The sequence below is a fragment of the Streptomyces sp. NPDC038707 genome, from assembly GCF_040636485.1.
Lineage (GTDB): Bacteria > Actinomycetota > Actinomycetes > Streptomycetales > Streptomycetaceae > Streptomyces.
Genome location: NZ_JBEZUP010000014.1, coordinates 166,385 through 190,922 on the forward strand (window position 1 = coordinate 166,385; position 24,538 = coordinate 190,922).

General features: G+C 73.9%; 22 protein-coding genes. 7 read left to right on the top strand and 15 right to left on the bottom strand.

The window, feature by feature from the left end:
• Positions 1 to 35: 35 nt before the first annotated feature.
• Positions 36 to 2,057 carry a peptidoglycan recognition family protein gene (locus tag AB0E62_RS21055; RefSeq protein WP_362195646.1) on the bottom strand — a complete coding sequence of 674 codons (2,022 nt, stop codon included), beginning with the start codon at positions 2,055 to 2,057 and terminating at the stop codon, positions 36 to 38.
• Between the two features lie 293 nt (positions 2,058 to 2,350).
• Entirely contained in the window at positions 2,351 to 3,883 is a 1,533-nt protein-coding gene (locus AB0E62_RS21060; protein WP_362195649.1) for a M1 family metallopeptidase, read from the bottom strand.
• Positions 3,884 to 4,113: 230 nt separating this feature from the next.
• Here AB0E62_RS21060 and AB0E62_RS21065 point away from each other — a divergent pair, with 230 nt between their 5' ends.
• Complete coding sequence (locus AB0E62_RS21065; protein WP_362195652.1) at positions 4,114 to 5,724, top strand: peptide-N4-asparagine amidase; 1,611 nt, start codon at positions 4,114 to 4,116, stop codon at positions 5,722 to 5,724.
• 42 nt (positions 5,725 to 5,766) lie between these two features.
• Here AB0E62_RS21065 and AB0E62_RS21070 read toward each other — a convergent pair whose 3' ends face one another.
• Positions 5,767 to 6,216 (bottom strand): MarR family transcriptional regulator, encoded by a 450-nt coding sequence (locus AB0E62_RS21070; protein ID WP_362195655.1) that lies wholly within the window; start codon positions 6,214 to 6,216, stop codon positions 5,767 to 5,769.
• Between the two features lie 112 nt (positions 6,217 to 6,328).
• Between AB0E62_RS21070 and AB0E62_RS21075 the strand changes: the two genes are divergently transcribed.
• Positions 6,329 to 8,131, top strand: coding sequence for an ABC transporter ATP-binding protein (locus tag AB0E62_RS21075; protein WP_362195658.1), 1,803 nt, complete (start codon positions 6,329 to 6,331; stop codon positions 8,129 to 8,131).
• Between the two features lie 43 nt (positions 8,132 to 8,174).
• Positions 8,175 to 9,077: an endolytic transglycosylase MltG gene (gene mltG, locus AB0E62_RS21080; protein ID WP_362195661.1), complete on the top strand. Its 903-nt coding sequence runs from the start codon at positions 8,175 to 8,177 to the stop codon at positions 9,075 to 9,077.
• An 11-nt stretch (positions 9,078 to 9,088) separates the two neighbouring features.
• On the opposite strand, the gene AB0E62_RS21085 is transcribed toward mltG, so the two are convergent.
• The 5 genes from AB0E62_RS21085 to AB0E62_RS21105 form a co-directional block, all read right to left on the bottom strand.
• A complete protein-coding gene (locus AB0E62_RS21085) occupies positions 9,089 to 10,165 on the bottom strand; it encodes an NAD(P)-binding domain-containing protein (protein WP_362195664.1) in 1,077 nt (358 codons plus the stop codon).
• A 445-nt stretch (positions 10,166 to 10,610) separates the two neighbouring features.
• Positions 10,611 to 11,618 carry an ABC transporter substrate-binding protein gene (locus AB0E62_RS21090; protein WP_362195667.1) on the bottom strand — a complete coding sequence of 336 codons (1,008 nt, stop codon included), beginning with the start codon at positions 11,616 to 11,618 and terminating at the stop codon, positions 10,611 to 10,613.
• A 33-nt stretch (positions 11,619 to 11,651) separates the two neighbouring features.
• Positions 11,652 to 12,389 (bottom strand): ABC transporter ATP-binding protein, encoded by a 738-nt coding sequence (locus tag AB0E62_RS21095; RefSeq protein ID WP_362195670.1) that lies wholly within the window; start codon positions 12,387 to 12,389, stop codon positions 11,652 to 11,654.
• Positions 12,362 to 13,252, bottom strand: a complete 891-nt coding sequence (locus AB0E62_RS21100; protein WP_362195673.1) for an ABC transporter permease — start codon at positions 13,250 to 13,252, stop codon at positions 12,362 to 12,364. Before AB0E62_RS21100 ends, AB0E62_RS21095 begins: the two co-directional genes overlap by 28 nt.
• Positions 13,253 to 13,401: 149 nt before the next feature.
• Positions 13,402 to 13,485 (bottom strand): putative leader peptide, encoded by an 84-nt coding sequence (locus tag AB0E62_RS21105; RefSeq protein ID WP_350968097.1) that lies wholly within the window; start codon positions 13,483 to 13,485, stop codon positions 13,402 to 13,404.
• Positions 13,486 to 13,607: 122 nt separating this feature from the next.
• Between AB0E62_RS21105 and AB0E62_RS21110 the strand changes: the two genes are divergently transcribed.
• Complete coding sequence (locus AB0E62_RS21110) at positions 13,608 to 14,030, top strand: secondary thiamine-phosphate synthase enzyme YjbQ (RefSeq protein WP_362195676.1); 423 nt, start codon at positions 13,608 to 13,610, stop codon at positions 14,028 to 14,030.
• Between the two features lie 68 nt (positions 14,031 to 14,098).
• Here the strand turns inward: AB0E62_RS21110 and AB0E62_RS21115 are convergent, their stop codons facing one another.
• The gene (locus tag AB0E62_RS21115; protein ID WP_362195679.1) at positions 14,099 to 14,506 is read right to left on the bottom strand and encodes a DUF5997 family protein; all 408 of its coding nucleotides are present in this window, start codon (positions 14,504 to 14,506) and stop codon (positions 14,099 to 14,101) included.
• An 82-nt stretch (positions 14,507 to 14,588) separates the two neighbouring features.
• On the opposite strand from AB0E62_RS21115, the gene AB0E62_RS21120 reads away from it, so the two are divergent.
• A complete protein-coding gene (locus AB0E62_RS21120) occupies positions 14,589 to 15,401 on the top strand; it encodes a LysR family substrate-binding domain-containing protein (protein ID WP_362195682.1) in 813 nt (270 codons plus the stop codon).
• A 413-nt stretch (positions 15,402 to 15,814) separates the two neighbouring features.
• On the opposite strand, the gene AB0E62_RS21125 is transcribed toward AB0E62_RS21120, so the two are convergent.
• From AB0E62_RS21125 to AB0E62_RS21135, 3 genes are all read right to left on the bottom strand, one after another.
• Positions 15,815 to 17,314 (bottom strand): MFS transporter, encoded by a 1,500-nt coding sequence (locus AB0E62_RS21125; RefSeq protein WP_362195685.1) that lies wholly within the window; start codon positions 17,312 to 17,314, stop codon positions 15,815 to 15,817.
• Positions 17,315 to 17,378: 64 nt separating this feature from the next.
• On the bottom strand, positions 17,379 to 18,068 hold the full coding sequence (locus tag AB0E62_RS21130) for an HAD family phosphatase (protein WP_362195688.1): 690 nt from the start codon (positions 18,066 to 18,068) through the stop codon (positions 17,379 to 17,381).
• Between the two features lie 20 nt (positions 18,069 to 18,088).
• Complete coding sequence (locus tag AB0E62_RS21135) at positions 18,089 to 18,568, bottom strand: Lrp/AsnC family transcriptional regulator (protein ID WP_181797548.1); 480 nt, start codon at positions 18,566 to 18,568, stop codon at positions 18,089 to 18,091.
• Between the two features lie 230 nt (positions 18,569 to 18,798).
• On the opposite strand from AB0E62_RS21135, the gene AB0E62_RS21140 reads away from it, so the two are divergent.
• Both AB0E62_RS21140 and AB0E62_RS21145 read left to right on the top strand, forming a co-directional pair.
• A complete protein-coding gene (locus tag AB0E62_RS21140; RefSeq protein WP_362195691.1) occupies positions 18,799 to 20,403 on the top strand; it encodes an FUSC family protein in 1,605 nt (534 codons plus the stop codon).
• 118 nt (positions 20,404 to 20,521) lie between these two features.
• Positions 20,522 to 21,559 (top strand): lactonase family protein, encoded by a 1,038-nt coding sequence (locus AB0E62_RS21145; RefSeq protein WP_362195694.1) that lies wholly within the window; start codon positions 20,522 to 20,524, stop codon positions 21,557 to 21,559.
• Positions 21,560 to 21,701: 142 nt separating this feature from the next.
• Here the strand turns inward: AB0E62_RS21145 and AB0E62_RS21150 are convergent, their stop codons facing one another.
• From AB0E62_RS21150 to AB0E62_RS21160, 3 genes are all read right to left on the bottom strand, one after another.
• Positions 21,702 to 22,628 (bottom strand): hypothetical protein, encoded by a 927-nt coding sequence (locus AB0E62_RS21150; protein ID WP_362195697.1) that lies wholly within the window; start codon positions 22,626 to 22,628, stop codon positions 21,702 to 21,704.
• A gap of 165 nt (positions 22,629 to 22,793) precedes the next feature.
• Positions 22,794 to 23,774: a BadF/BadG/BcrA/BcrD ATPase family protein gene (locus AB0E62_RS21155; protein ID WP_362195700.1), complete on the bottom strand. Its 981-nt coding sequence runs from the start codon at positions 23,772 to 23,774 to the stop codon at positions 22,794 to 22,796.
• The gene (locus AB0E62_RS21160; protein ID WP_362195703.1) at positions 23,771 to 24,448 is read right to left on the bottom strand and encodes a uracil-DNA glycosylase; all 678 of its coding nucleotides are present in this window, start codon (positions 24,446 to 24,448) and stop codon (positions 23,771 to 23,773) included. Before AB0E62_RS21160 ends, AB0E62_RS21155 begins: the two co-directional genes overlap by 4 nt.
• Between the last annotated feature and the right edge of the window lie 90 nt (positions 24,449 to 24,538).

Sequence of the window (24,538 nt, forward strand, 5' to 3'; positions counted from 1 at the left end):
GCAGCCGGGAGCCCTGACCCCCGGCTGCCGTGCGGTCATCGTCCGGCGGAACCGGCGGAACCGGCGGAACCGGCGGAACCGGCCGAGGTGGACGGAGAGGCCGGAGCAGCCGGGGCGGACGGAGCGGCCGGGCTGTCCTGGGGGCCCGAGGCCGCGGTCGAGGTCACGAGGTCCACGTCACTGGCCCGGACGTACGCGAGCCGGTGGCCGAACTGGATCTCGTAGTACTTCTCCCGGCCCCACACCACCGGGTTGGGCGTGTCGGTGAAGGACTTGGCGGTGTAGGAGCTGCCGACGCCGGACTGCGTCACATAGCGCTGGCCCGCCTCGAGGCTGTACGGAAGCGGCGACTCGTCCGGCTCGTCCATGTCGTCGGGGTACGCCTCCTCCTCCGGGAGGGCACGCCCGTACACCGGGATCTCGTCCAGGCCCTCCTTCGGGGTGATCATGCGCCCGGCCGCGCCGACGGCGGTCGGACGGCTCCGCGGGTTCTTGAACCAGGCCTTGTTGCCCTGGAACCAGATCGCCGTCCAGTCGCCGCTGCGGTCGGCGACGGCGAAGGTCTGACCGGCGGAGACCCGCGAGCCCAGGTCGTTGACGTCCACGGTGGAGTCGTCGCCCTCCGGCTTGCGGCCCGGGTCCTGGATCAGCGGGGCGCGCTCGCTCGGCTCGGTGTACAGGCGGACGGCGCTGGAGCCGTGCGGCCGACACGGTGAACCACTACCGGTGCAACCCGTGAACTCCGGCTTGTGGGTGGTGTAGTCGGGCAGGATGGTCACCATGTCACTGTCCGGTCCCGCCGTGGCCCGCAGCGGCGCGCCCAGGAGGTCGAAGTAGTGGCGCCAGTCCCAGAAGGGGCCGGGGTCGTCGTGCATGTCGGGGATGCTGTCGGCGGTCGGGGCCGGCACGTTGTCGTGGCCGAAGATGTGCTGCCGGTCCAGCGGGATGGCGTACTTCTTCGCCAGGTACTTCACCAGGCGCGCCGAGGCCCGGTACATCCGCTCCGTGTACCAGGTCCCCGGATGGGTGAGGAACCCCTCGTGTTCGATGCCGATGGAGCGGGCGTTCACGAACTGACTGCCCGAGTGCCAGGCCTCGTCCTTGGTCTTGACGTGCTGGGTGATGTGACCGTCGCTGGAGCGGATCGAGTAGTGCCACGACGACTCGGTGGGGTCCTGCACGGTCTGGAGCATGCTCGGCAGCTCCGCCTCCGTGTCGTGGATGACGATGTACTCGATCGGCTGGTCCCTGGGGCGGTCGGCCAGGTCGTGGTTGCCGTACGCGCTGTCGTCGATCTCCTCGTAGGGCGCGCCGAGCCAGTCGCAGGCCAGTTCGGCGGGGCACTCGACGTCCTGCCGTTGCGGTCCCTCGGCGGCGGTGGTCCGGTGGCGCGGCCGGACGCGGGGCGTGGCGGGGAGCGTGACCTCCTGTCCCTCGGCGGTGGTGCGGTGCGCGCCCCGGCGGATCAGGGCGAAGACATCGTCGGCGTAGGCGGCGGCCGACGAGACGTCACGGGTGCCCGGGAAGCGTGCCACCGCCTCCCACCAGTCCGCCGGGTCGGCGCTGAGGGGCTTGCCGAGCTGCCGCTGCGTGGCCGCCAGGAGCGCCGCGCCGCCGCGCACGTTGGCGACGGCGTCCTTGCGCAGGCGTTCGGCCGGGACGTGGATCAGCCGTGCCGCGTGGGGCAGGTCCGCGGGCTGCACGGCGTGGCCGGACGAGGGGGCGGCGCCGTCCGCGGCGGCCGGTCCGGGGGCCGCGGCGCGGGGCTGGGCGTGGACGCCGTCCACCGCCTGCGGGCCGGCGGAAGGCCCCGGGGTCGCGACGAGGTCGGGATCCAGCAGGTGCATCGGTCCGAAACCGCCCGCGACGCTGGGCGCGTCGGGATGGGAGTCCCAGCGCGACTGAAGGTACGACACGCTCATGAGGACACTGCGCGGCACCTGGAACTCGCGCGCCGCGTCCGTGAAGGCGTCCTGCAGCCGCCGGTCGGACGGGTCGGCGCAGCCGGACATCGGGAGGATCAGCAGCGGTGGCAGCAGTGCCGCCCCCGCGATCACACAGGCCGTACGACGGCATCTCCGGACGGCACCGGGGATACGAGCAACGACAGTTCTTCTCATTGCAGGGGCTCTCCCAACCACGCTCGTTCGCAACCAGGGCGGAGGAGTCGCCCGTCGCGCCACCCCTCGTACGTTTCCGTGCCCCGCGCGCCGTGTCGTGGCGAGCGTCACCGGGGTGGACCAGCGGCCCCCCACAGGCCACCCGGTCGGCGGCAGCGACTCCGCTGCCCGGGGCAACCAAACATGACGCGCCGTCCGGTCCCGGCCCGGTCGCCCGGCCACCCGAATGCTCAGTCCTCCACCGGGTCCACGCGCCAGTCGGGATGCCCCGGCATCGCCGGGGTGTGCGCCCCGTACAGCCACGGGTCCAGGAACGGGCCGAGGTCCTCGCCCGCGACCCGGGACGCGAGCGCGACGAAGTCCCGGGTGCCCGCCGCCCGGCCCCGGTAGGCCGTCACCCAGGCCCGCTCGATCCGGCCGAAGGTCTCTTCGCCGACCTTCTCGCGCAGCGCGAACAGCACCAGCGCCGAGCCGTCGTACCGCATCACCTTGAACAGCGTCGCGTCGGTGGGCTCGGCGGGCGCTCCCTCGTCGTGCCGCCACTGGTCGTGCTGCTCGTAGGCCGCCCGCATCACGGACTCGAGATCGGTCCCGCCGTGCTCGGCGGAGTACAGGCGCTCGTAGAAACGGGCGTGACCCTCGCTCAGCCACAGGTCGGACCAGCGCCGGAGGGCGACGCTGTCGCCCGTCCAGTGGTGGGTCAGTTCGTGTACGAGGTTGCGTTCGGCGTCGACCCGGTCGCCCAGCAGGTCGTCCCGGGGCAGGACGGAGAGCGACTGGGTCTCCAGCGCCACCGGCAGATCGGTGTCCCCGACCAGCACTCCGTAGCGGCGGAACGGATAGGGGCCGAGCCGCTGCTCCAGCCAGGCCAGATGGTCCGGGGTGAGCGAGCGGTACTCCTCGGTGTCCGCGACCAGGCCGTCCGGCACCACGTCCCGGACGGGGAGCCCGCGCGGCCCCTCGCTGTCGACGAACGTGAACCTGCCGATCGCCAGCTGGACCAGTTGCGGGGCGATCGGCTGTTCGGAGTCGTACGTCCACCGAGTGCGGCCGTCGGGCTGCCGGACGGTGGTGACGAGGCGGCCGTTGGCCACCGCGCTCAGTCCGGGCGGGGTCGTCACGCGGAAGGTGACGGGCGCCCGCAGGCTCGGGTGGTCGTTGGCCGGGAAGATCATCCGTGCGCCGTCGGGCTGGGCGCAGACCAGGGTCCCGTCGGACGTGGGCACCCAGCCGTAGTCCTGGATCGCGTCGTCGCGGTGGCGTCCCTGGGCCGGGTCGGCGGTGTACGCGACGTGGACGGTGAACGCGCTGCCGCGCGGGATCGGCCGCGCGGGGGTGACGACGAGTTCGTCACCGTGGCGCTCGGTGGTGGCCGGTGCCCCGTCGACGGTCACGCGGTGCAGCGTGTTGCCGGCGAAGTCCAGGTCGAAACGGGACAGGGCCTGCGTGGCGGTGGCGCTGAGGGTGGCGCCTGCCTGGAAGGGCGTGCGGGGCGCGCGCCAGTCGAAGTCGAGCGTGTAACGGCGGACGGTGTAGCCGCCGTTGCCGGCGAGCGGCATGAGCGGGTCGCCGATGCCGGGTGCGCCGGGTGACGGGTCCGGTCCGGTCGCGGTCCCGCCGGGGGCGGGGAGCGGACCCGGGTCCGGGCCGGTGAACAGGGCGGTACCGGTGGCGACGAGGGCCCCGGTGAGGGCGACGGCCCCGGTGAGCGTGCGGACGGTCCGGCGGTGCCGTCCCGGCGGGTCCGTGGCCTGCGCCTTCACCGCGGGAGTCCGTGGGCGGCGCGGAGGGCGGGGCTCGCGGCCGTGCGCCCGGCGGGAGCGCCGCCGGCGGTCGTGATCTCCATGCCCGCACTATGCCAGGAGTATGCGCTTATATGACTGAATGTCACTTCTCTGGGTGTCGGTGCGGTGTTCCGTGACGGCCGTCCGTATCGGTCCGGTCCCCCGAGGCGTCATTGCGGGGCGGGGCTGTCTCCCCGTAGAACACGCCCATGAGAAGAAAGTTAGTCATGTCCATGCTCGCCGGGGCGACCCTCTTGGTGAGCGCGCTCCTCGGTACGGGCGCGCCGGCCGCCCGAGCGGTGGACGTCCCCGCCGAGTTCGGCACCGACTGGCACGACCCGGTGACCGCGGCCCCGACCGTCGCCCGGCCGCACACCCGCTCCTGCCGGGTCACCATCGCCGACGCGCGCTTCCGTGACTTCACGCCCTACCGCGGCGTCTACGCGCCCCCCGAGGGCTGCGGCGACCGCTGGAGCAAGGTCGTGCTGCGCCTCGACGGCAAGGTGAAGGGCCGTCAGTACGACCGGCTCGGCTATCTGCGGGTCGGCGGCGTCGAGGTCCTGCGCACCTCCACCCCGGAACCCTCGCCCGACGGCATCGAGTGGCACGTCGAGAAGGACGTCACCCGCTACAGCGACACCTTCCGTGCCGCCCGCGACGTCGAGATGCTGATCGGCAACGTGGTGGACGACACCTACACCGGGGTCATCGACGTGCACGTCACCCTGACCTTCTACGCGGGGCGTCCCGCGGCCCCCGCGCCCGACCGTGTCCTCACCCTCGCCGACACGCCCGCCGGTACGACGCTCACCACGCCGCGCAACAGCGAACGGATCGTCGCCGAGGTGTACGCGACCGGTTCGGGCGGCGGCTGCGAGGAGTTCTGGTACCTGACCGTCGCCGACCCGGCGCCGTACTCCTGCAAGGCCGACCACGGACCGTACCGGGAGGTGCGGATCAGCGTCGACGGACGGCTCGCCGGCATCGCGGCGCCGTACCCGCACGTGTGGACGGGCGGCTGGTCCAACCCCTTCCTCTGGTACGTCGTCCCGGCCCCGCGCGCCTTCGACGTCCGGCCCGTCGAGTACGACCTCACGCCCTTCGCCGGCCTGCTCAACGACGGCCGCCCGCACCGCGTCGAGGTGTCCGTCGCCGGGGCGCCGGCCGGCGGGCCGGGGTGGAGTACGCCGGTGAACGTGCTGGTCTGGCAGGATCCGCGCCGCGCCCGCGTGCCCGGCGCGCTCACCGGGGACACCGCCGGCGACCTCACCGACTCCTCGGTGTACACCCCCGGCCCGGAGCACCGGGTGGACACCGGGGCCGGACACCGGCTCACCGTCTCGGGGTACCTGGACACCTCCCACGGACGGGTGACCACCACCGTCACCCGCACGCTCGCCCACACCTCCGTGCACCGCTGGACCGACGGCGAGACCACGGACGGGCTGGACGCCTCCTGGAGTGACGACGAGTCGGTCAGGACCGCCGGTCACGGACCCACGCGGACGACGCGCACGCACCGGACGCACACCATGAACGGCACCGTCACCCTCGGCCCGGGCGGCCGGCTGCGCACCGTGCTCACCGTCGGCGACCGGGCCTCGGCGGTGACGCGCGAGGGCGGCCGGCGCACCGCCTGGTCACGGCTGGACGACACCTACAGCGGCGACGCCGCGTACACGCTCGATGTCCCGCGTGACCAGCGGCACGCGGTGGGCACCTCGACCGAGCGCTACCGCCTGCTCGGCTCGGCGGGCTGTTACGACCGCTCGCTGACCACCGTCCAGGGCGTGCTGACGGAGGACCGCGGTCGCTGCTGACGCGAGCCCGCGGCAGCTCCGCGCAGGTCGCGGGCCGCACGTTCAGCAGCGCGGCGCGACGTCCCCGTCGATCAGTGTGTCCAGCAGTACGCCGAGTACCTGGCGCTCCTTCTCCGTGAGGGGCGCCAGTATCTCCTCGGCCGCCGAGCGGCGGGCGCCGCGCAGTTCGCGCAGGGTGGCGCGGCCCTCGTCCGTCAGCTCGATCCGGGTCACGCGCCGGTTCGCCGGGTCGGCGGCCCGGCGGACCTTGCCGCTCGCCTCCAGCCCGTCGACCAGGGTCGTCACGGCGCGGGGCACGACCTCCAGCCGCTCGGCCAGGTCGGCCATGCGCGGCGGCGAGGGATAGTGCGCGAGGGTGCGCAGCAGCCGGGACTGGGCCGGGGTGACGCCCAGGTCGCGCTGTTCCAGATGGTGTTTCTGGATGCGGTGCACCCGGCGGGTGAGCCGTAGCAACTGCTCGGCGAGCAGGCCGTCCGGATCGGGGGTGGTCATGCGGGAACAATATCAGGATGCCGTTCATTGTGAGTATAGGTAACAATGAGCTACGATCAGTCAGGCATCGTCGGCCGTCCCGGGCCGGCCCCGTTCCCCTCCGTAGGAGCCCATGCACCCCGACCGCGAAACCTCCTGGACCCCACCTGCCGACGCCGGCGAGCAGCCCCGGCAGGTGCGCCGCATCCTGCGGCTCTTCCGCCCCTACCGCGGGCGCCTCGCCGTCGTCGGACTGCTCGTCGGCGCCTCGTCGCTGGTCTCGGTGGCCACGCCCTTCCTGCTGCGCGAGACGCTCGACGTCGCCATCCCCGAGGGCCGCACGGGCCTGCTGAGCCTGCTCGCGCTCGGCATGATCCTCAGCGCCGTCCTGGCCGGCGTCTTCGGCGTGCTCCAGACGCTGATCTCGACCACCGTCGGCCAGCGGGTGATGCACGACCTGCGCACCGCGGTCTACGGCCGGCTCCAGCGCATGTCGCTCGCCTTCTTCACCCGCACCCGCACCGGCGAGGTGCAGTCCCGCATCGCCAACGACATCGGCGGCATGCAGGCCACCGTCACCTCCACCGCCACCTCCCTGGTCTCCAACGTCACCAGCGTGGTCGCCACGGTCGTCGCGATGGTCGCCCTGGACTGGCGGCTGACGATCGTCTCGCTCGTCCTGCTGCCGGCGTTCGTCTGGATCAGCCGCCGCGTCGGCAACGAACGCAAGAAGATCACCACCCAGCGGCAGAGACAGATGGCCGCCATGGCGGCCACGGTCACCGAGTCGCTCTCCGTCAGCGGCATCCTGCTCGGCCGCACCATGGGCCGCTCCGACTCGCTGACCGCGTCCTTCGCCACGGAGTCCGAACGCCTGGTGGACCTGGAGGTCAGGGCGAACATGGCCGGGCGCTGGCGCATGGCCGTGATCACGATCGTGATGGCCGCGATGCCCGCCGTCATCTACTGGGCCGCCGGCCTCGCCCTCCGGTTCGGCGGGCCCGACGTCTCCCTCGGCACCATCGTCGCCTTCGTCTCCCTCCAGCAGGGCCTGTTCCGCCCCGCCGTGAGCCTGCTCGCGACCGGCGTCCAGATCCAGACCTCGCTGGCCCTCTTCCAGCGTATCTTCGAGTACCTGGACCTGCCGGTCGACATCGCCGAGCGCGAGCGGCCGGTCCGACTCGACACGGTCAAGGGCGAGGTCCGCTTCGAGGACGTCGAGTTCCGCTACGACGACAAGGGCGGCCCCGTCCTCGACGGCGTCGACCTCACCGTGCCGGCCGGCGGCAGCCTCGCCGTCGTCGGCCCGACCGGCGCCGGCAAGTCCACGCTCGGCTGTCTCGTGCCCCGCCTCTACGACGTCACCGGCGGCCGGGTCACCCTGGACGGGGTGGACGTCCGCGACCTCGACTTCGACACCCTCGCCCGCGCCGTCGGCGTCGTCTCCCAGGAGACGTACCTCTTCCACGCCTCGGTCGCCGACAACCTGCGCTTCGCCAAGCCGGACGCCACCGACGAGGAACTGCACGCGGCGGCCAGGGCGGCGCAGATCCACGACCACATCACGGCGCTGCCCGACGGGTACGACACGGTCGTGGGTGAACGCGGCCACCGCTTCTCCGGCGGCGAGAAGCAGCGCCTGGCCATAGCCCGCACCATCCTGCGCGACCCGCCGGTCCTCATCCTGGACGAGGCGACCAGCGCGCTCGACACCCGCACCGAGGCCGCCGTCCAGCGGGCCATCGACGCGCTCTCGGCGGACCGCACCACCATCACCATCGCCCACCGGCTGTCCACCGTCCGCGACGCCGACCAGATCGTGGTGCTGGACTCCGGACGCGTCGCCGAACGCGGCACGCACGAGGAACTCCTCGAGCGGAACGGCCGGTACGCGGCCCTGGTGCGCCGCGATGCGCAACTGCGACCGACAGACTGAACATATGCCAGGTTTATGACGATGTGCGTATTAACGTTCCCGCATGCAGACGAACACTCCGCCACGGAGCACGATCCGACTGACACGCCGGGGCCGACTCCTCACCATCGTGGCCGGCGCCGTCGCGGCCGGCACCGCCGTGGCGGTGCCGCTGCTGCTGCTCGCGGGCGACCGCGACCAGGCCAGGCCCGCCACCCTGGTCATCCCGGAGGGCTGGCGCGCGAGCCAGGTGTACGACGCGGTCGACAAGGCGCTCCGGCTGCCCCCGGGCAGCACCCGCAAGTCGCTCGGCAAGGCGGCGCTCAGACTGCCCGGCGAGGCCGAGGGCAACCCGGAGGGCTACCTCTTCCCGGCGACGTACCCGATCCCGGAAGGAGCCACCCCCGAGTCACTGCTGCGCACCATGGTCGACACCGCCAACGACAAGTACGGCCTCGCGCCGGTCACGGCGGGGGCACAGCGCAACGCGATGAACCTCCACCAGGCCGTCACCGTCGCAAGCATCGTCCAGGCCGAGGCGGACACCAAGGCGGACATGGGCAAGATCGCCCGCGTCATCCTCAACCGGCTGGCCCGCGGAATGCCGCTGCAGATGGACTCCACCGTCAGCTACGCGCTCGAGCACGACCCCGTCCGCACCGGCCAGGGCGACGGTCAGGTGCAGAGCCCGTACAACTCCTACCAGCGCATGGGCCTGCCCCCGACCCCGATCGACAACCCCGGCGCGGACGCGATGCGCGCGGCCCTCAACCCCACGCCGGGCGACTGGCTGTACTTCGTCACGGTCCGGCCCGGCGACACCCGCTTCACCGCCGACTACGACGAGCACCTGCGGAACGTGGCCGAGTTCCACGCCGTCCACCAGAGCGCGGCGCAGGCCCAGCCCGACGGCGGCGTGCCCTGGTCCTCGCCCTCCCCGGTCCCCGCACAGCCCTCGGGCGGCTGAGCGGCGCAACGTCACGCGGCGACGGGCTCCCCGTCGAGCAGCCGCCGGATGTCCCGGACCGCCGCGCGTCCGGCCCGGTTGGCGCCGATGGTGCTGGCCGAGGGGCCGTAGCCCAGGAGGTGGACCCGCGGATCGGCGACCGCGCGGGTGCCCTCCAGCCGGATGCCGCCGCCCGGCTCGCGCAGCCCGAGCGGCGCGAGATGGTCGAGCGCGGCGCGGAAACCGGTCGCCCACAGGATCACGTCGGCCGCCGCCTTCCGGCCGTCCCGCCACTCCACGCCGTCCGGGGTGATCCGGTCGAACATCGGCCGCCGGTCCAGGATCCCGTCCGCGAGACCCTGTCGGATCGCGTCGTTCAGCGGCAGTCCGGTGACCGACACCACGCTGCGCGGCGGCAGCCCCTGGCGCACCCGCTCCTCCACCAGCGCGACGGCCGCGCGGCCCGCCTCCTGGTCGAACGGTCCCTCGCGGAAGACCGGGGGCCGCCGGGTGACCCAGGTGGTCGCGGCGGCGTACGGGGCGAGTTCCAGCAGGTGCTGGGTGCCCGAGGCGCCACCGCCCACCACCACGACCCGCAGGCCGGCGAACTCCTCGGGGCCGGCGTACTGCGCGGTGTGCAACTGCCGCCCCCCGAAGGTTTCCTGGCCGGGGTAGCGCGGCCAGAACGGCCGGTCCCAGGTGCCGGTCGCGTTGATCAGGGCCCGAGTCGCCCAGGTGCCGTCCGGTGTCTCCACGAGCAGCCGTCCTCCGGCGCCCTCGCGCACCGCCCGGACGTCCACGGGACGCCGTACCCGCAGGCCGAAGGCGCGCTCGTACCGGTCGAAGTACTCCCGGACCACCTCGGCCGAGGGCCGCGCCGGGTCGGCGTCGGTCAGCTCCATGCCGGGCAGCGCGTGCATCCCGTGAACCTTGCCGAAGGTCAGCGAGGGCCACCGGAACTGCCAGGCGCCGCCGGGTCCGGGGGAGTGGTCGAGCACCACGAAGTCGCGGTCGGGCTCGTAACCGGACCGCCGCAGGTGGTAGGCGGCGGACAGGCCTGCCTGGCCCGCGCCGATGACGACGACCTCGACCTCGCGCGCTGCGTTCACGCCAGTCCCCAACGGGAACCGGCGCCCGGATCTTCCCGACGGCCCGACAGCCGTGCGCGCCCCGGAGATCCGGGTACCGGGTGCCGGTGGACGCACGGGCCCCACACCCGGGCGGACCCTCGGGCGCGGCCCCCGCGGACGCCCAGGCCCCGCATCCCGGGCGGATACCCGGCCCCGGACTCCGGCGGACGCCCGAACTCCGCGTCCGGGTGGACGCCGGTGCCCGGGACCCGGCGGTTCGGCACCCGTGCGCGCACCGGGCACCGGGACCCTCACAGACAGTGCCGTCGCCGGTAGGGGTGCGGCGGAGCCGCCAGGGTGTGGCGCACGCCTCGGCCGGGCGTGGTGCGGCGTGGTGTGGCCGTCGCCGTCGGGCAGTGGGTGCCGGTGTGGTCGTACGGCCGGTGCCGTTCCGTCCCGTCTTCTCAGTCCCCCTCAGTCCCCCTCAGTCCTTCGCCGGGGTCGTGGACGGGGGCAGGCCGGCGTTGTAGCGCCGGTCCACGAAGGCGGCGAAGTCGACCTTGTGCGGGATGAGCCGCAGCCCGGCGAAGGCGTCCGCGATCCGCTGCTCCGAGGCGACCAGCGGCTCGTCGACGGCGACCGCCACGCGGGTGGAGTTCGTGCGCCGCACGGAGGCCAGAGCCACCTCGTACGGCAGACCGGTGTCTTTGGCCCACACCTTCGCCCACTCTTCCTGGTGGCCGTACACCCAGTCCGTGGCCCGACGCAGCCGCGCGAGATAGTCCTTGATGGCGGCGGCCTTCTCCGGGTCCTTGAGCGCGGTGGGCGAGGCGACCTGGAAGGAGAGTCCGTTGGTGACGCCGTCGCCGGTGGTCAGCACCCTGCCCTGCCGGGCCTGGAGGATCTGCGAGGTGTACGGGTCCCAGACCGCCCACGCGTCGACCTTGCCGGAGGTGAACGCGGCGAGCGCGTCGGCCGGCTGGAGGTACTTCACCTTGACGTCGGACAGGCTCAGCCCGGCCTTCTCGAGCGAGGCGACCAGCTGGTAGTGGGCGGACGAGCCCTGGGCGACGGCGACGGACCTGCCCTTCAACTGGCGGGTCCCGGTCAGCGGAGAGCCGTTGGGCACGAGGATGGTGTCGCCGCGGGAGGTGCCGTGCCAGGCCGCCACGACGGTGATCCTCGAACCCGCGCCGGCCGCGAAGACGGGCGGGGTGTTGCCGACCCCGCCGATGTCGACGGCCCGGGCGTTCACGGCCTCCAGCAGCGGCGGGCCGGAGGTGAACGTCGACCACTTGATCTTGTAGTGCAGGTTCTCCAGTTCGCCGGCGGCGCGCAGGATAGCCTCCGAACCGCCTTTCTGGTCGCCGACGCCGAGCGTGACCGGGCCCGTTCCGTCGGTGCCGGTGCTCGCGGAGGAGTTGCCGCCGCAGGAGGTGAGCAGGAGGACGAAGGGCAGGAGCAGCGCGGCGGGGACGAGTCGTCGTCGCATGTCGGTTCCGTTCGGGTACGAGGGAGTGCGGGGTCAGGCGGTTTCTGCGGCGGTGTCGACACCGAGCAGTCCGAGCAGCCGGGCGCGGAGCGCGGCGAACCGGGGATCGGTGATCTCCCGCGGCCGGTCGAGGTCGACGGTCTGCTCATGGGCGATCCGGCCGCGGTCCATCACCAGGACGCGGTCGGCGAGCAGTACGGCCTCCTCGACGTCGTGCGTGACCAGCAGCACCGCGCAGCCCCGGCGCTGCCACACCTCTCCGACCAGGCGCTGGGCCCGGATCCGGGTGAGCGCGTCGAGCGCGCCGAACGGCTCGTCGAGCAGCAGCAGATCGGGTTCGCGCACCAGGGCGCGGGCGAGGGAGGCGCGCTGGGCCTCGCCGCCGGACAGCGTCTTCGGCCAGGCGTCGACGCGGTGACCCAGGCCGACCTCGTCCAACGTCCGCTCGGCGACCGCCCGTCCGGGTCTGCCGGGCAGTCCGAGCAGGACGTTGCGCCACACCTTCTTCCAGGGCATGAGCCGGGGCGCCTGGAAGGCGACGGCCCGGCGGCGCGGGACCAGCGCGGTGCCCTCGATGTCCCGGTCCAGGCCCGCGAGGATGCGCAGCAGGGTCGACTTGCCGCATCCGCTGCGGCCGAGAAGGGCCACGAACTCGCCGGGAGCGATGTCGAGGTGCAGGCCGTCGATGACCGCGCGGCCGTCGAAGGACCGGGTGAGCCCCTCGACATGGACCGCGGGTCCGGTCACCGTCCGGTGAACGTCGGTCGCCATTGCAGCAGCAGCCTTTCGAGGGAGCGGACGATGAAGTCGGCGAGCAGGCCGAGGAAGGCGTAGACGATCAGGCAGACCACGATCACGTCGGTCCGCAGGAAGTCCCGCGCCTGCACCATCAGGAAGCCGATGCCGGCGTCGGCGTTGACCTGCTCGGCGAAGACGAGCGCGAGCCAGGCGATGCCGAGCGAGTAACGCAGTCCGGTCAGTGCCCCGGGCAGCGCGCCCGGCAGTACCACATGCCGTACCAGACCCCACCGGGACAGCCCCAACGACTCGCCCGCCTCGATGAGTTGGGTGTCGACACCGCGGATGCCCGCGTAGACGTTGAGGTACAGCGGGAAGGTGACACCGAGGGTGATGATCGCGGTCTTCGGGGCCTCGCCGATCCCGAACCAGATGATGAACAGCGGGATGAGACCGACGAACGGCACCGTCCGCAGCATCTGCACCGGCGCGTCCACCAGGTCTTCGCCGATCCGGAACAGCCCCGCGACCAGGGCGAGTCCGGTGCCGGTCACCGTGCCGAACAACAGGCCCAGTGCGACCCGCCGCAGCGAGGTCGCCATGGCCGACGGCAGTGAACCGTCGCTCACCAGGTCCCGGCCGACCTGCGCGATCCGCCCCGGCGAGGCGAGCACGTCCGGGGCCAGCACCCCGGTGGCGCTGAAGAGTTGCCACAGGACCAGCAGCAGAAGCGGACCGGTGGCGCGGCGCAGCCAGCGGGGGACCCGGGCGCGCCGGGCGGAGACGGGGACGACGGGATGGAGATCGGGGGAGGCGCCCCGGTTCGGGTTGCCAGATCCGGAGATACCGGAAATGTCAGTTGAAGGAGGGTTGGGTGGGGCGTGGCTGATGCTCATGAACGCTCCAGGGGGAGGGGGCCGCTCCGCGCCGCACCGCCGTGCTCAGGTCGATGGCGGTTCAGGCGCATGCGCAGGCGGGGCGACCCGGAGTCCGAGCGAAGGAGGAAGCGCAAAAAAGCGCGGGAAGAAGCGCAGGGGGAAAGGCGTCAGCGGCCGGTGCGACACGCGGCGGAGGCCACCCGCAGCAGGTCGATGTGACCGCGCGTGGTGAGCAGGGCTGAACGCGACATGCCGCCGAACCTAGCCAGGTGGACGTGCACAGGTCAACGGCGTCTCGTGTGATGGACCGGCCGTATCAGAAAACGGCGACGCCGGGACGTGTGGAAACCGGCGTATGGGTCAGGATGGGGGCATGTCCGATGCCTTCACCACGCGCATGCTGAACGTCTCCACCGGTTCCCGGGAACGTGTCGTGGATCTGACCGCCGACTGCGAGGAATTCCTGCGGGAGGCGGCGGCCGGCCGGGACGGCCTGCTCAACATCTTCGTCCCGCACGCCACCGCCGGGATCGCCGTCATCGAGACGGGCGCTGGCAGCGACGACGACCTCCTCGCGGCCCTGCACACCCTGCTGCCCGCCGACGACCGCTGGCAGCACCGGCACGGCAGCCCCGGCCATGGACGCGATCATGTGCTGCCCGCCTTCGTCCCGCCGCACGCCACCCTCCCGGTGATCGACGGCCGCCTGGAACTCGGCACCTGGCAGTCGGTGTGCCTGGTGGACACCAACAAGGACAACCCCGACCGCCGGGTGCGGCTGAGCTTCCTGGGCTGAGCGCCCGAGGACGGGCCCGCTCCCGGGGCGGCATGGAACGGCCCCGCTGCGAGGCGGGGCCGGACGGGTCAGGGGCGCTCGGCGGCGCCCTCCTGCTCCGCCTTCTCCTTCTTCGCGTTCTTCAGCCGCACGGCCTCCTTGCGGACCTCGGCCTGCGTGGCGCGCTCCTTCTCCAGCCACTCGGGCCGCTCCTGCTTGAGCGCCTCGATCTGCTCGGTGGTCAGCGCCTCGGTGACGCCGCCCCGGGCCAGGCCCGCGATGGACACGCCCAGCTTGGCGGCCACCACCGGGCGCGGGTGGGGACCGTTGAGCCGCAGTTCGCGCAGCCACTCCGGCGGGTTGGCCTGGAGCTCGTTCAGCTCGGCGCGGGTGACCACACCCTCCTGGAAGGAAGCGGGGGTGGCGGGGAGGTACACACCCAGCTTCTTCGCCGCGGTCGCGGGCTTCATCGTCTGGGTGCTCTGCTGCGACTTCATGAGGTCAAGGGTATCGGCCGCCTGCGCGGGCGCCGACCACGGCCGGGACCGGGCGGAGGCCGGGGGCCGGTAGTCTGGCCTGGTGACAGGCTCGGAGGAATCACCGTCGTTCCGGCTCGCGTACGTTCCCGGGGTGACGCCCGCCAAGTGGGTGAGGATCTGGAACGAGCGGCTGCCCGGCATCCCGCTCACCCTCGTCCAGGTCCCGGCCGCCGAGGCGCCCGGGGTACTGCGCGCGGGCGAGGCGGACGCGGGTCTCGTCCGGCTGCCGGTCGACCGTACGTACTTCAGCGCGATTCCGCTGTACACCGAGACCACGGTCGTCATCGTCCCCAAGGACCACCTGATCACAGCGGCGGAGGAGGTCACCCTGGCCGACCTCGCCGACGAGGTGCTCTTCCACCCCCTGGACGACGTCCTCGGCTGGGACGCCCCGCCCGGCGAGCCGGCCTTCGAGCGCCCGGCCACGACCCCGGACGCCGTGGAGCTGGTGGCGGCGAACGTCGGCCTCCTGGTCGTACCGCAGTCGCTGGCCCGCCTGTACCACCGCCGGGACCTCACCTACCGCCCGGTCACCGACGCACCGCAGTCGGGCGTCGCCCTGTGCTGGCCGGAGGAGGCGACCACCGACCTGGTCGAGGACTTCATCGGCATCGTCCGCGGCCGCACGGTCAACAGCACGCGGGGCCGTACGACGGCGACCTCCGGGACCGACGCCCGGCGCACGCGCGGCGACCAGCAGAAACCGGCGGGGAAGTCCTCCGGCAAGTCGTCATCGAAGGCGTCGGCGAAGTCGTCGTCAGGGAAACCGGCGGGCCGTACGGCGGGTGCCCGCGCCGGCGGCGCCCGGCCGGCCAGACCGGCCAAACGGGGAAAGCCGCGCCGGAGGTCGTGAGGCGGGCCGCCGGACGCGGCACCCGCCGGTACCAGGGCGGGCCGCCTCAGCCGGAGCAGGCCGGAGACAGCGGGGGCACACGGCCTGACAGGGCCCGGGGCCGCGGGGGCGGTACGGGGCCGGCGCTAGGCCGGGCGCGGCGGGGGACCGCCTCACTCGGGTGCTCACGCGCCCCGCGGTGCGGCGCCGCAGCGGCGTACGGCCTGACACGCGCCCGCCGGGACGAGAGCGTCGCCCGCCCGCCCGTCTGACGCTTGCCGGAAGCCGTGCGGGCGTCGTGCTGTACGCGGCGCCGGAAGGCGGGCGAACGCCGTACCGTACGCGGCGCCGGAAGTCGCGGGGGCGTCCTGCCGTGCGCGGCGCTGAGCGCGGCCGGTAGCCGGTACGGTACGCCCGTCTCCCTCCCCCTCCCCTCACCTTCCGGGCCGTACCCCCTCCTCCACGCCGTCTTCCCCGCGGCCCCGCCCGACCGGTTCCGCGGTCTTCTCCGGCTCCGGCCGCACCTGGCGTTCCCGCAGGTCGGCGACCGCCAGCAGGAGGGCGACCAGGATGATGCCCACCGCGGAGAGCAACCCGAGCTGCATCGCCGTATCGGTGCGGCCGTGGTTGGCGAGGTGGGCGAAGTACACCGAGCCCACCACCGCGATCCCGGCCGCCGAGCCGACGCGTTGACCCGTCTGGAGGACGCCTCCGGCCGCGCCCGCGCGCTGCACGGGAACCCGGGTGAGCGTGAGGGTGGTGTTCGGCGAGACCGTCAGCCCGGACCCGATGCCGCCGACGAGCAGCGGCAGCGCCGACGCCCAGCCCAGGTTCGGCCCGGGCACGAGGGCCACCGCCACCATCACGCCGAGCAACCCGAGGGCCACGCCGGCCAGCCCCAGGACGACCAGCTTGCGGCCGAACCGCACCACCAGCCGGCCGCCCGCGGCCGCCCCGACCGCGGAGGCCGCCGCGAACGGCAGGACCGTCAGCCCCGACGCCAGCGCGCTGTAGCCCACGCCGTTCTGCAGGTACAGGGCGTACAGGAAGAAGACGGTGGTGAAACCCGCGAAATAGGTGAGGCTGATCAGGGATCCGAGCGTGAAAGAACGCAGCGAGAACAGGCCCAGGTCCACCAGCGGAGCGCGCCCGAGCAGCCCCTGCCGCCGTTCCCAGACCCAGAACGCGCCCAGCAGCACCAGCGCCAGCGGCACCAGCGCCCACTTCTCCCGCCCGGTCCACTGCTGCTCCTGCACCAGGGGCAGCATCAGCGCGCACACGCCCGCGCCGAGGAGCGCCACCCCGAACAGGTCGAACTCCTCGCGCTTGCCCGCCGCCGGATAGCGGGGCAGCAGCCGCAGCCCGGCGACGAAGGCGGCCACCCCGATCGGCAGATTGACGAAGAACACCCAGCGCCAGCCGTCGTCGGTGCCGGCGGCGTCGATCAGCAGCCCGCCCACCAGCGGGCCCGCCGCCGTGGACACCCCGATGACCGTGCCGAGCACACCGAAGGCCTTGGCCCGCTCGGCGCCCTGGAACATCTGCTGGATCAGTCCCGAGGTCTGCGGCGCGACCAGGCCCGCCGCCGTGCCCTGGAGCAGCCGGAACACCACCAGCCAGCCGGGACCGGAGGCGAGCCCGCAGGCCAGCGAGGCCACCGTGAACAGGGCGAGGCCCCACAGAAACGCCTGGCGCCGGCCACGCATGTCGCCGAGCCGGCCGGCCGGGACCAGCGCGAGCCCGAAGGTGAGGGCGTACCCGGAGACCACCCAGGACTGGACCGCCTCGGAGGCCCCCAGCCCGTGCTCCAGGGAGGGAAGCGCCACGTTCACGATCGAGGTGTCGAGGAGCGAGATGAATCCCGCCGCCAGACAGACCCCGAGCGCCTTCCATCGCCGCTCGTCGGGGGCGGGCCGTGTCTGGACTGTGCTCATGGGGTCACGCTAAGCAGCCCCGGCCGACGGCGCACGCGCAGAGGGCCGTCCGTAGCGGAACCGTTCAGCGGGCCCCGTCGCGCGGCCACGCGTGCACCGACCGCGCCCTGAAGTCCGCCTGGCCGCCGGGGAGCAGCAGGGACGCGGTGGCGAACTCGGGGGCGTCCGCCTGGGCGGGGACGGACGGGAGGGCGATGCAGCGCATGCCGGCCGCGTGGGCCGCGGCGGCGCCGGGGGCCGCGTCCTCCAGGACCACGCAGGCGGCCGGGGGCGCGCCGAGGCGGCGGGCCGCCTCCAGGAAGATGCCGGGGGCCGGCTTGCCGTGGGGGACCTCGTCGGCGGAGACCGTGGTCCGCAGGCGGGAGGCGAGGCCCGTGCCCGTGAGGACGGCCTCGACGGCCTCCGGGGAGGAGCCCGAGGCCACCGCCATGGGGACGTTCCCGGCGGCCAGCAGTTCCACGAACGCGCGCATCTCCGGGTACGCGCGGGTGCGGGTGCGGGCCAGGTCGAGACAGCGGCGGTTCGTCTCGGCGAGCAGTTCCGGCACCGAGGCGCGCAGGCCGTAGCGCTCCCGCCAGAGCCGTACCGTCTCCCGGGTGCTGATGCCGACGCAGCCCTCGTGGTCCGCCCAGGTGAAGCCGGGGACGCCGTGGGCGGCCAGGGTCTGCCGGCTCGCCTCGTAGTAGTTCGGCTCGCTGTCCACGAGCGTTCCGTCGAGATCGAAGATGACCGAGAGGGTGCCGGGATCGCTCATGGCGTCCAGCGTGCCCGCCGTCAGCCGCGCGCCGTCGCCCGGCCGACCGACTCCACCAGGGGCAGCAGCCGGTACGGGACCCGCTCGCGCAGCGCCACCTCGGTACGGGTGCGCACCACGCCCGGGAGGCTGATCAGCTTCTGGATCACGTCCTCCAGGTGCGCGTTGTCCCGGCCCACCACGCGGGCCAGCAGATCCCCGCCGCCGGTGATCGAGAAGGCCTCCACGATCTCCGGCACGGCGGCCAGCGCGTCCCCCACGTCGTCCAGGTGGCCCTGGGTGACCTCGATGTGCACGAACGCCAGCACCGGGTGGCCCAGCGCGGCGGCGGAGAGGGAGGGGCCCGTTCCGGTGATCACGCCGTCCCGTTCCATCCGGTCCAGCCGGGCCTGGAGGGTGCCCCGGGCCACGCCGAGGATGCGGGCGTACTCGCGCACGCTGGTGCGCGGCTGCTCCAGGAGCAGCCGCAGGATGCGGGTGTCGAGTTCGTCCACGGCCATGACGGACGACTGTACCAATGGTCCAGCCGGGGCGGGGTCCCGCAGACCCCCCGACCTGGTCCGTTGGCATTCCGGCAGGTGTGACTGACGGGCTGGTGCTGTGCCAATGGCATGGTGAATTCGGGATCACTTGAGCCAGTGGGATCGGTGATGCTCTCATGGACGTGTCAATGGCGCTGCGGGTCCCCGCGGCGCCTTTTCCGTATCGGTGTTCCCAGGGGAGGGCAGCAGTGCTGAAGAGGATGTTCGTGGCACCGGACCCAGGGCGGGCGCGATTGCGTTTCGCCGCGCGGGCCGTCCTCGGCATCGGGCTGGCGGTCGTGGTCTGCGCACTGGCCGGACATTCCCTCCCCGGAGCGGTCACCGGGGGGCTCGCCGCGCTGCTCGCCCTGTTCACGGTCGCCGACCCGACCGTGCGCGGCCAGGCGGTGACCACCGCGCTGCTGCCCGTCGTGGGCGTCCCGGTACTCGCCGCGGCGGCCGGACTGCACGACCACCCCGTCGCCCGCGACCTCACCTTCCTGGCCGTCGTCGGCGCCGGCGTCTACGCCCGCCGGTGGGGCCCGCGCGGGCACAGCCTCGGCGTGTTCGCGTTCATGACCTTCTTCGTGGCCCAGTTCCTGCACGCCACCCCGGACCGGCTGCCCGAGCTGTACGCCGCCGTGCTGCTCTCCGTGCTCACGGCGGCCGGCGTCCGCTTCGGCCTGTGGTGCTACGAGCGCCGGCTGTCCCCGGCCGCCGCACCGCCCGCCCCGCTCGGCGGCACCGGCCTCGCCCGGGTGACCACCCGGCAGGCCGTCCAGGCGACCGCGGGGGCCGGTTTCGCGCTCCTGGCGGGACAGCTGGTGTCCGGACAGCGCTGGTACTGGGCCGTCGGCGCCACCTGGTGGATCTTCGTCAACACCGCCTCGCGCGGCGAGACCCTGGTGCGCGGCTTCCGCCGGGTCCTGGGCACGGTGCTCGGCATCGGCCTGGGGCTCCTCGTCGCCGTCCCCGTGCACGGCGCGCCCGTCCCGACGGCCGTCCTTGTCGCCGCCTGCGTCTTCGGCATCTTCTACACCGCCGCCGTCTCCTACACCTGGATGATGCTCTGGGTGACCCTGCTCGCCGCCTCCCTCTACGGCCTGCTGGGCGTCCTCAGCCCCGGACTGCTCGCGCTGCGGCTGGCCGAGACCGGGGTCGGCGCGCTGGGCGCCGCGCTCGCCGTCCTGTGCGTGCTCCCGGTCACCACCCACGCCACCACCGACGCCTGGATCCAGCGGGCCCTGCGCTGTGTGCACGCCTGCACCGCCGAGGCCGCGGCCCGGCTCGCCGGCTCCGCCACGGCCGACCCCGCCCCGCGCGTCGCCGAACTGGAGCAGCTGCTCGGCCGGGTACGGCTGTCGGTGGCGCCGCTGGTGCACCCGCTGAACCCGATACCGGCCCGCAAGGCGCGGGCCCGCCGGGTCCTGGCGCTGCTCGACGACTGCGCCCGCGAGGTCCGGGGCCTGGTCGCGGTCGCCGCCGACCCCGAGGCCTCCCACGACGCCCGCCTCGCCGCCGCCTGCTGGCGTGTGGAAGCGGCCGTCGAGGCCCTCACCGCAGGCCGCGCGGAGCCCGTCCGGCACGCTGCCGCCGAGTCCGCCGGGCCCGTCCGCCAGCCCGCCGAAACGCCCGCCGAGCCCGTCTGCCACCCCGCCGAAACGCCCGCCCAACCCGCCCTCGCCTCGCTGCACGGTCTGGAGCGCGCCCTCGCCGAACCGGCCCTCGCCCACCTGCACGGCCTGGAGCGGGCCCTCGCCGACCTCGCCGAGCCGCTGCGCCCGCCGTCCCGGTCCCGGCTGGTCGGAGCCTGAGCGCCCGGTACGGCACGAACCGCCCTGCCACCGAACCCTCTTGGTCTAGACCGCCCGGCGGGGGCTGCTACCGTCGGCCCCGGACCGGCTCGACGGGCTCGACCGAGAGGGGACAGCGGTGGCAGGGGACGACAGGGCGGGCAGGCGCCGGGCGTTCATCGGATCGTTCACGGCGGCGGGCGGCCCCGGACTGGTGACCGCCGAGGTCGCGCCGGGCGGCGGGGCCCTCACCCTGCTGTCCGCCGTCAAGGACGTCCCCGACCCCTCCTACCTCGCCCTCTCGCCGGACGGGCACACCCTCTACGCGGTCAGCGAGACCGGTGAGGGAGCCGTCGCGGCCTACCGCGTCACCGGTGACCGGCCGGAACCCGCCGGCGCCCCGGTGCCGGTGGGCGGCAGCGGCCCCACCCACCTCGGCCTGTACGCCGGCCACGTGCTGACCGCCAACTACGGCTGCGGCAGCGTCACCGCCGTGCCCCTGCGCCCGGACGGCTCGCTCGCCGGCGCGCCCTCCGGCCGGCTCCAGCACACCGGCTCCGGCCCGCACGACCGGCGGCAACGCGGCCCGCACGCCCACCAGGTGCAGCCCGACCCCAGCGGCCGGTGGGCCGTCAGCGTCGACCTCGGGACGGACTCGGTCCGGGTGTGCACCCTGGCGGACGGCAGCCCCGCCGTGCACCGCGAGTTCGCCCTGCGCCCCGGCTCCGGCCCGCGCCACCTGGCCTTCCACCCGGACGGCACGCGCGCCTACGTGGTCAACGAACTGACCCCCACGGTCACGGTGTGCCGCTGGGACGCCGGGCACGGCACGCTCAAGCCCCTGACCGAGGTCCCGGTGCTGCGCGACGCACCGGCCGGCGACGCCTACCCGTCGGGGATCGTCGTCTCGCCAGACGGCCGCTTCGTGTGGACCGCGACCCGCGGCGAGGACGTCCTCTCGGTCCTCGCCGTCGAGGCGGACGGGCTGCGGCTGACCGGCACGGTGCCCTGCGGCGGGCACTGGCCGCGCGCGCTGGCCGAACACAACGGCTTCCTCTACGCGGCCAACGAGCGCTCCGGCGACGTCTCCTGGTTCACCCTGGACCCGTCGACGGGCATCCCCCGCTACGACGGCTCGGTACGGGTCGCCGCGGCCTCCTGCGTCGTCTTCGGCTGAGGACGGGACCGGACCGCCGGGCCGCGCGTATCACCCGGGTACGACGACGGGCCCGCTCCGGGAGGGAGCGGGCCCCGTGTCGTACGCCGGCCGCGGGTCGTACACGAGCCCCGAACCGTGCCGCGGCCGGTGGCCGGGCGGGTCAGCGGACCGGGACGCCCTGCGGCTGCTGCGGGGCGATGCCCAGCGCCGTCGTGTACTTGGCGAGCGCGAGCTTGCCGACCGCCGGGTACGCGCCCAGTGCCTCCGCGGTGGCGCAGTCCGCCTCCTCGGCGGCCGCGGCGAGCAGCCCCGGGTCGATCTCCGGGCCGATCAGATACGGCGCCAGGGCCAGCTGCTGCGAGCCCGCCGAACGCAACTGCTCGGCCACGGAGGAGATGGAGCCCTCCTGGTCCAGGGCCGCCGCCATCACCGGCACGGCCAGGCGCGCGGCGAGCAGCATGCCGGTGATCCCGGCCGCCTGCACGGCCTCCTCGCCGCCCACGGCGGCCAGGACGATGCCGTCGGCGGCGGTGGCCACGGTGAACAGCCGGGCACGGTCGGCCCGGGCCAGACCCGCCTCGGACAGCCGTACGTGCAGCGCCTCGGCGAGCAGCGGGTGCGGTCCGAGGACATCGGTCAGCTCGGCGGCGACCCGGCTGTCCATCACGGACTGCCGGATCCGCCGCAGCAGCGCGCTGTCCGGACCGGCCAGCAGCGGAACGACGACGGCGGCCGGCCCCTCGGGCTCCGTGACCCCCTCGATCCCGGCGGCGACCGCCTGCTCGTACCGCGCGGTGCGCTCCTCGGCGGTGCGCGCCAGCACGGAGCTGAGCGCGGGGAACTCGGCGTCGTCCCCGTCCAGGTACCCGATCCGGGCGTCCAGGCCGGGGAGTTCGGAGCGGGCGATGCTCACGACCTCCTCGGCGAGGCCACGGGTGCCGGCGCTGGGCGCGCCGGGCACCGCGAGGACGAGCGCGGGCGCGCCCTCGGGAGCCACCAGCGGCTCCGGGCGGCGGTGCCGTCCGGGCTGGCGGGGGCGCGGCATTCGTACGGGCAGGCCGGACGCGGGTCCAGTGGGGGAGCTCATGGCGCCGCATGTTACTGGTTTCGTGGGCTCCTCCGTTCGGGGAGGGTGCAGGTGAGCGGTATCCGTCCGGTTTTGTCTGATGAGTTGTGCGCGGAAACCACCCGGTCCGGGTACATGACGGACGCATGACCCCGCACCGGGACGGAACCGTCCCGAACGGAGACCTCAGTCGTTCCGGTCGCGGATGCGGATCACGCACAGCAGCGCCGGATCGCCCGGCAGGGCGAGCCGGTCCGTCGCCAGGTCCGTCGCGATGCGCACCGCGCCGTGCAGCGGGTCTCCCTCGGCCGGCACCTGCCGGGCATGCGGCAGCCTGCGCCCCAGCTCCTCGCGCAGCGGTACGAGGAGTGGGTCGCCCAGCTTGAACAGACCGCCGGTGAACGCCACTTCGGGGGCGCCGCAGGGCGGGCACACGGCGGCGGCGGAGTCGGTCAGGTGCCGGGCCGCCGCGCGCAGGATGTCCGCGGCGACCGGGTCGAGGGCCGCGCACCCGGCCACCTCGGGCGCGAAGGAGGCCAGTACGGCGGCCCGGTCGGACCGGGGGTACAGCAGGCCGGGCAGGCCGCGCACCGGGCCGAACCGCTCCTCGGCGCGGGCCAGCAGCGGCGCGGAACCGCCGTCCCGGCCGTCGTGGGCACGCAGCGCGGCCTCCAGACCGGCCCGACCGATCCAGGCGCCGCCGCCGCAGTCGCCCAGCAGATGCCCCCAGCCGTCGGCCCGCCGCCAGCCCGTCAGGTCCGTGCCGAGGGCGATCAGTCCGGTGCCCGCGGCCAGTACGGCGCCCGGACGCGGCCCGAGGGCGCCGACGTACGCGGTGACGGCGTCCGCGGCCAGCGCCATGGCCCGCACGCCCAGTTCCCCGGCGAGGGCGCCGGGCAGTTCGGCGCGCAGGGCGTCGCCGAGGCTGGCGAACCCGGCCGCCCCGACGACCGCCGTGTCCAGGGCGCCGAGTCCCGCCTCGGCCGCCAAGGCGCGCGCCACCGGCACGAGCTGGTCCATCAGATGGGCGGGGTCGATGCCCCGGGCACCGGTGCGGACCGGCTCCCGCGTCTCGCCCCGCGCCGAGGGTTCCCGCCCTGGCACACCGACGGCGACCCGGAGGCCGGAACCGCCGGAATCCACGGCGAGATACCCGGAGGCCGTCACGGCAGGCGCCAGTCCACCGGCTGTCCGCCCTGCTGCATCAGCAGGTCGTTGGCCCGGCTGAACGGGCGCGAGCCGAAGAAGCCGCGGTCGGCAGACTTGGGCGAGGGATGCGAGGACTCGACGACCGGCAGACGGCCGAGCAGTGGACGCAGATTACGGGCCTCCCGGCCCCAGAGGATGGACACCAGCGGCTTGCCACGGGCCGCCAGGGCCCGGATCGCCTGCTCGGTGACCTCCTCCCAGCCCTTGTCCCGATGGGCGCCCGGGCGGCGCGGCGCGGTGGTCAGCGCCCTGTTGAGCAGCAGGACGCCCTGCTGTGTCCACGGGGTGAGATCTCCGGTGGACGGCTGCGGCAGTCCCAGGTCGGTGTGCAGCTCGCGGAAGATGTTGATCAGGCTGGGCGGCAGCGGGCGTACCTCCGGCGCGACGGAGAACGACAGCCCCACCGCGTGCCCGGGGGTGGGGTACGGGTCCTGACCGACGATCAGGACGCGGACCTCGTCGAAGGGCTGCTGGAAGGCCCGCAGGACGTTCGGTCCGGCGGGGAGGTACGTGCGTCCCGCGGCGATCTCCGCGCGCAGGAAGTCGCCCATCTCGGCGATCCGTCCGGCGACGGGTTCCAGGGCCTTCGCCCAGCCCGGTTCGACGATTTCATGCAACGGTCGTGGTGCCACGGGCGTCACCCTACTGCCGTACACCCGCCGCCGATCAATCGACGGCCGGACCACGACCGGGACCGGCCACCGTCACCGGCCGTCCTCGGC

Bases quoted from the DNA above. Each gene is read 5' to 3' on its own strand.
- AB0E62_RS21065 (WP_362195652.1), top strand. From the start codon at position 4,114: ATGAGAAGAAAGTTAGTCATGTCCATGCTCGCCGGGGCGACCCTCTTG.
- AB0E62_RS21070 (WP_362195655.1), bottom strand. From the start codon at position 6,216: ATGACCACCCCCGATCCGGACGGCCTGCTCGCCGAGCAGTTGCTACGG.
- AB0E62_RS21075 (WP_362195658.1), top strand. From the start codon at position 6,329: ATGCACCCCGACCGCGAAACCTCCTGGACCCCACCTGCCGACGCCGGC.
- mltG (WP_362195661.1), top strand. From the start codon at position 8,175: ATGCAGACGAACACTCCGCCACGGAGCACGATCCGACTGACACGCCGG.
- AB0E62_RS21090 (WP_362195667.1), bottom strand. From the start codon at position 11,618: ATGCGACGACGACTCGTCCCCGCCGCGCTGCTCCTGCCCTTCGTCCTC.
- AB0E62_RS21095 (WP_362195670.1), bottom strand. From the start codon at position 12,389: ATGGCGACCGACGTTCACCGGACGGTGACCGGACCCGCGGTCCATGTC.
- AB0E62_RS21100 (WP_362195673.1), bottom strand. From the start codon at position 13,252: ATGAGCATCAGCCACGCCCCACCCAACCCTCCTTCAACTGACATTTCC.
- AB0E62_RS21105 (WP_350968097.1), bottom strand. From the start codon at position 13,485: ATGTCGCGTTCAGCCCTGCTCACCACGCGCGGTCACATCGACCTGCTG.
- AB0E62_RS21110 (WP_362195676.1), top strand. From the start codon at position 13,608: ATGTCCGATGCCTTCACCACGCGCATGCTGAACGTCTCCACCGGTTCC.
- AB0E62_RS21115 (WP_362195679.1), bottom strand. From the start codon at position 14,506: ATGAAGTCGCAGCAGAGCACCCAGACGATGAAGCCCGCGACCGCGGCG.
- AB0E62_RS21125 (WP_362195685.1), bottom strand. From the start codon at position 17,314: ATGAGCACAGTCCAGACACGGCCCGCCCCCGACGAGCGGCGATGGAAG.
- AB0E62_RS21130 (WP_362195688.1), bottom strand. From the start codon at position 18,068: ATGAGCGATCCCGGCACCCTCTCGGTCATCTTCGATCTCGACGGAACG.
- AB0E62_RS21135 (WP_181797548.1), bottom strand. From the start codon at position 18,568: ATGGCCGTGGACGAACTCGACACCCGCATCCTGCGGCTGCTCCTGGAG.
- AB0E62_RS21150 (WP_362195697.1), bottom strand. From the start codon at position 22,628: ATGAGCTCCCCCACTGGACCCGCGTCCGGCCTGCCCGTACGAATGCCG.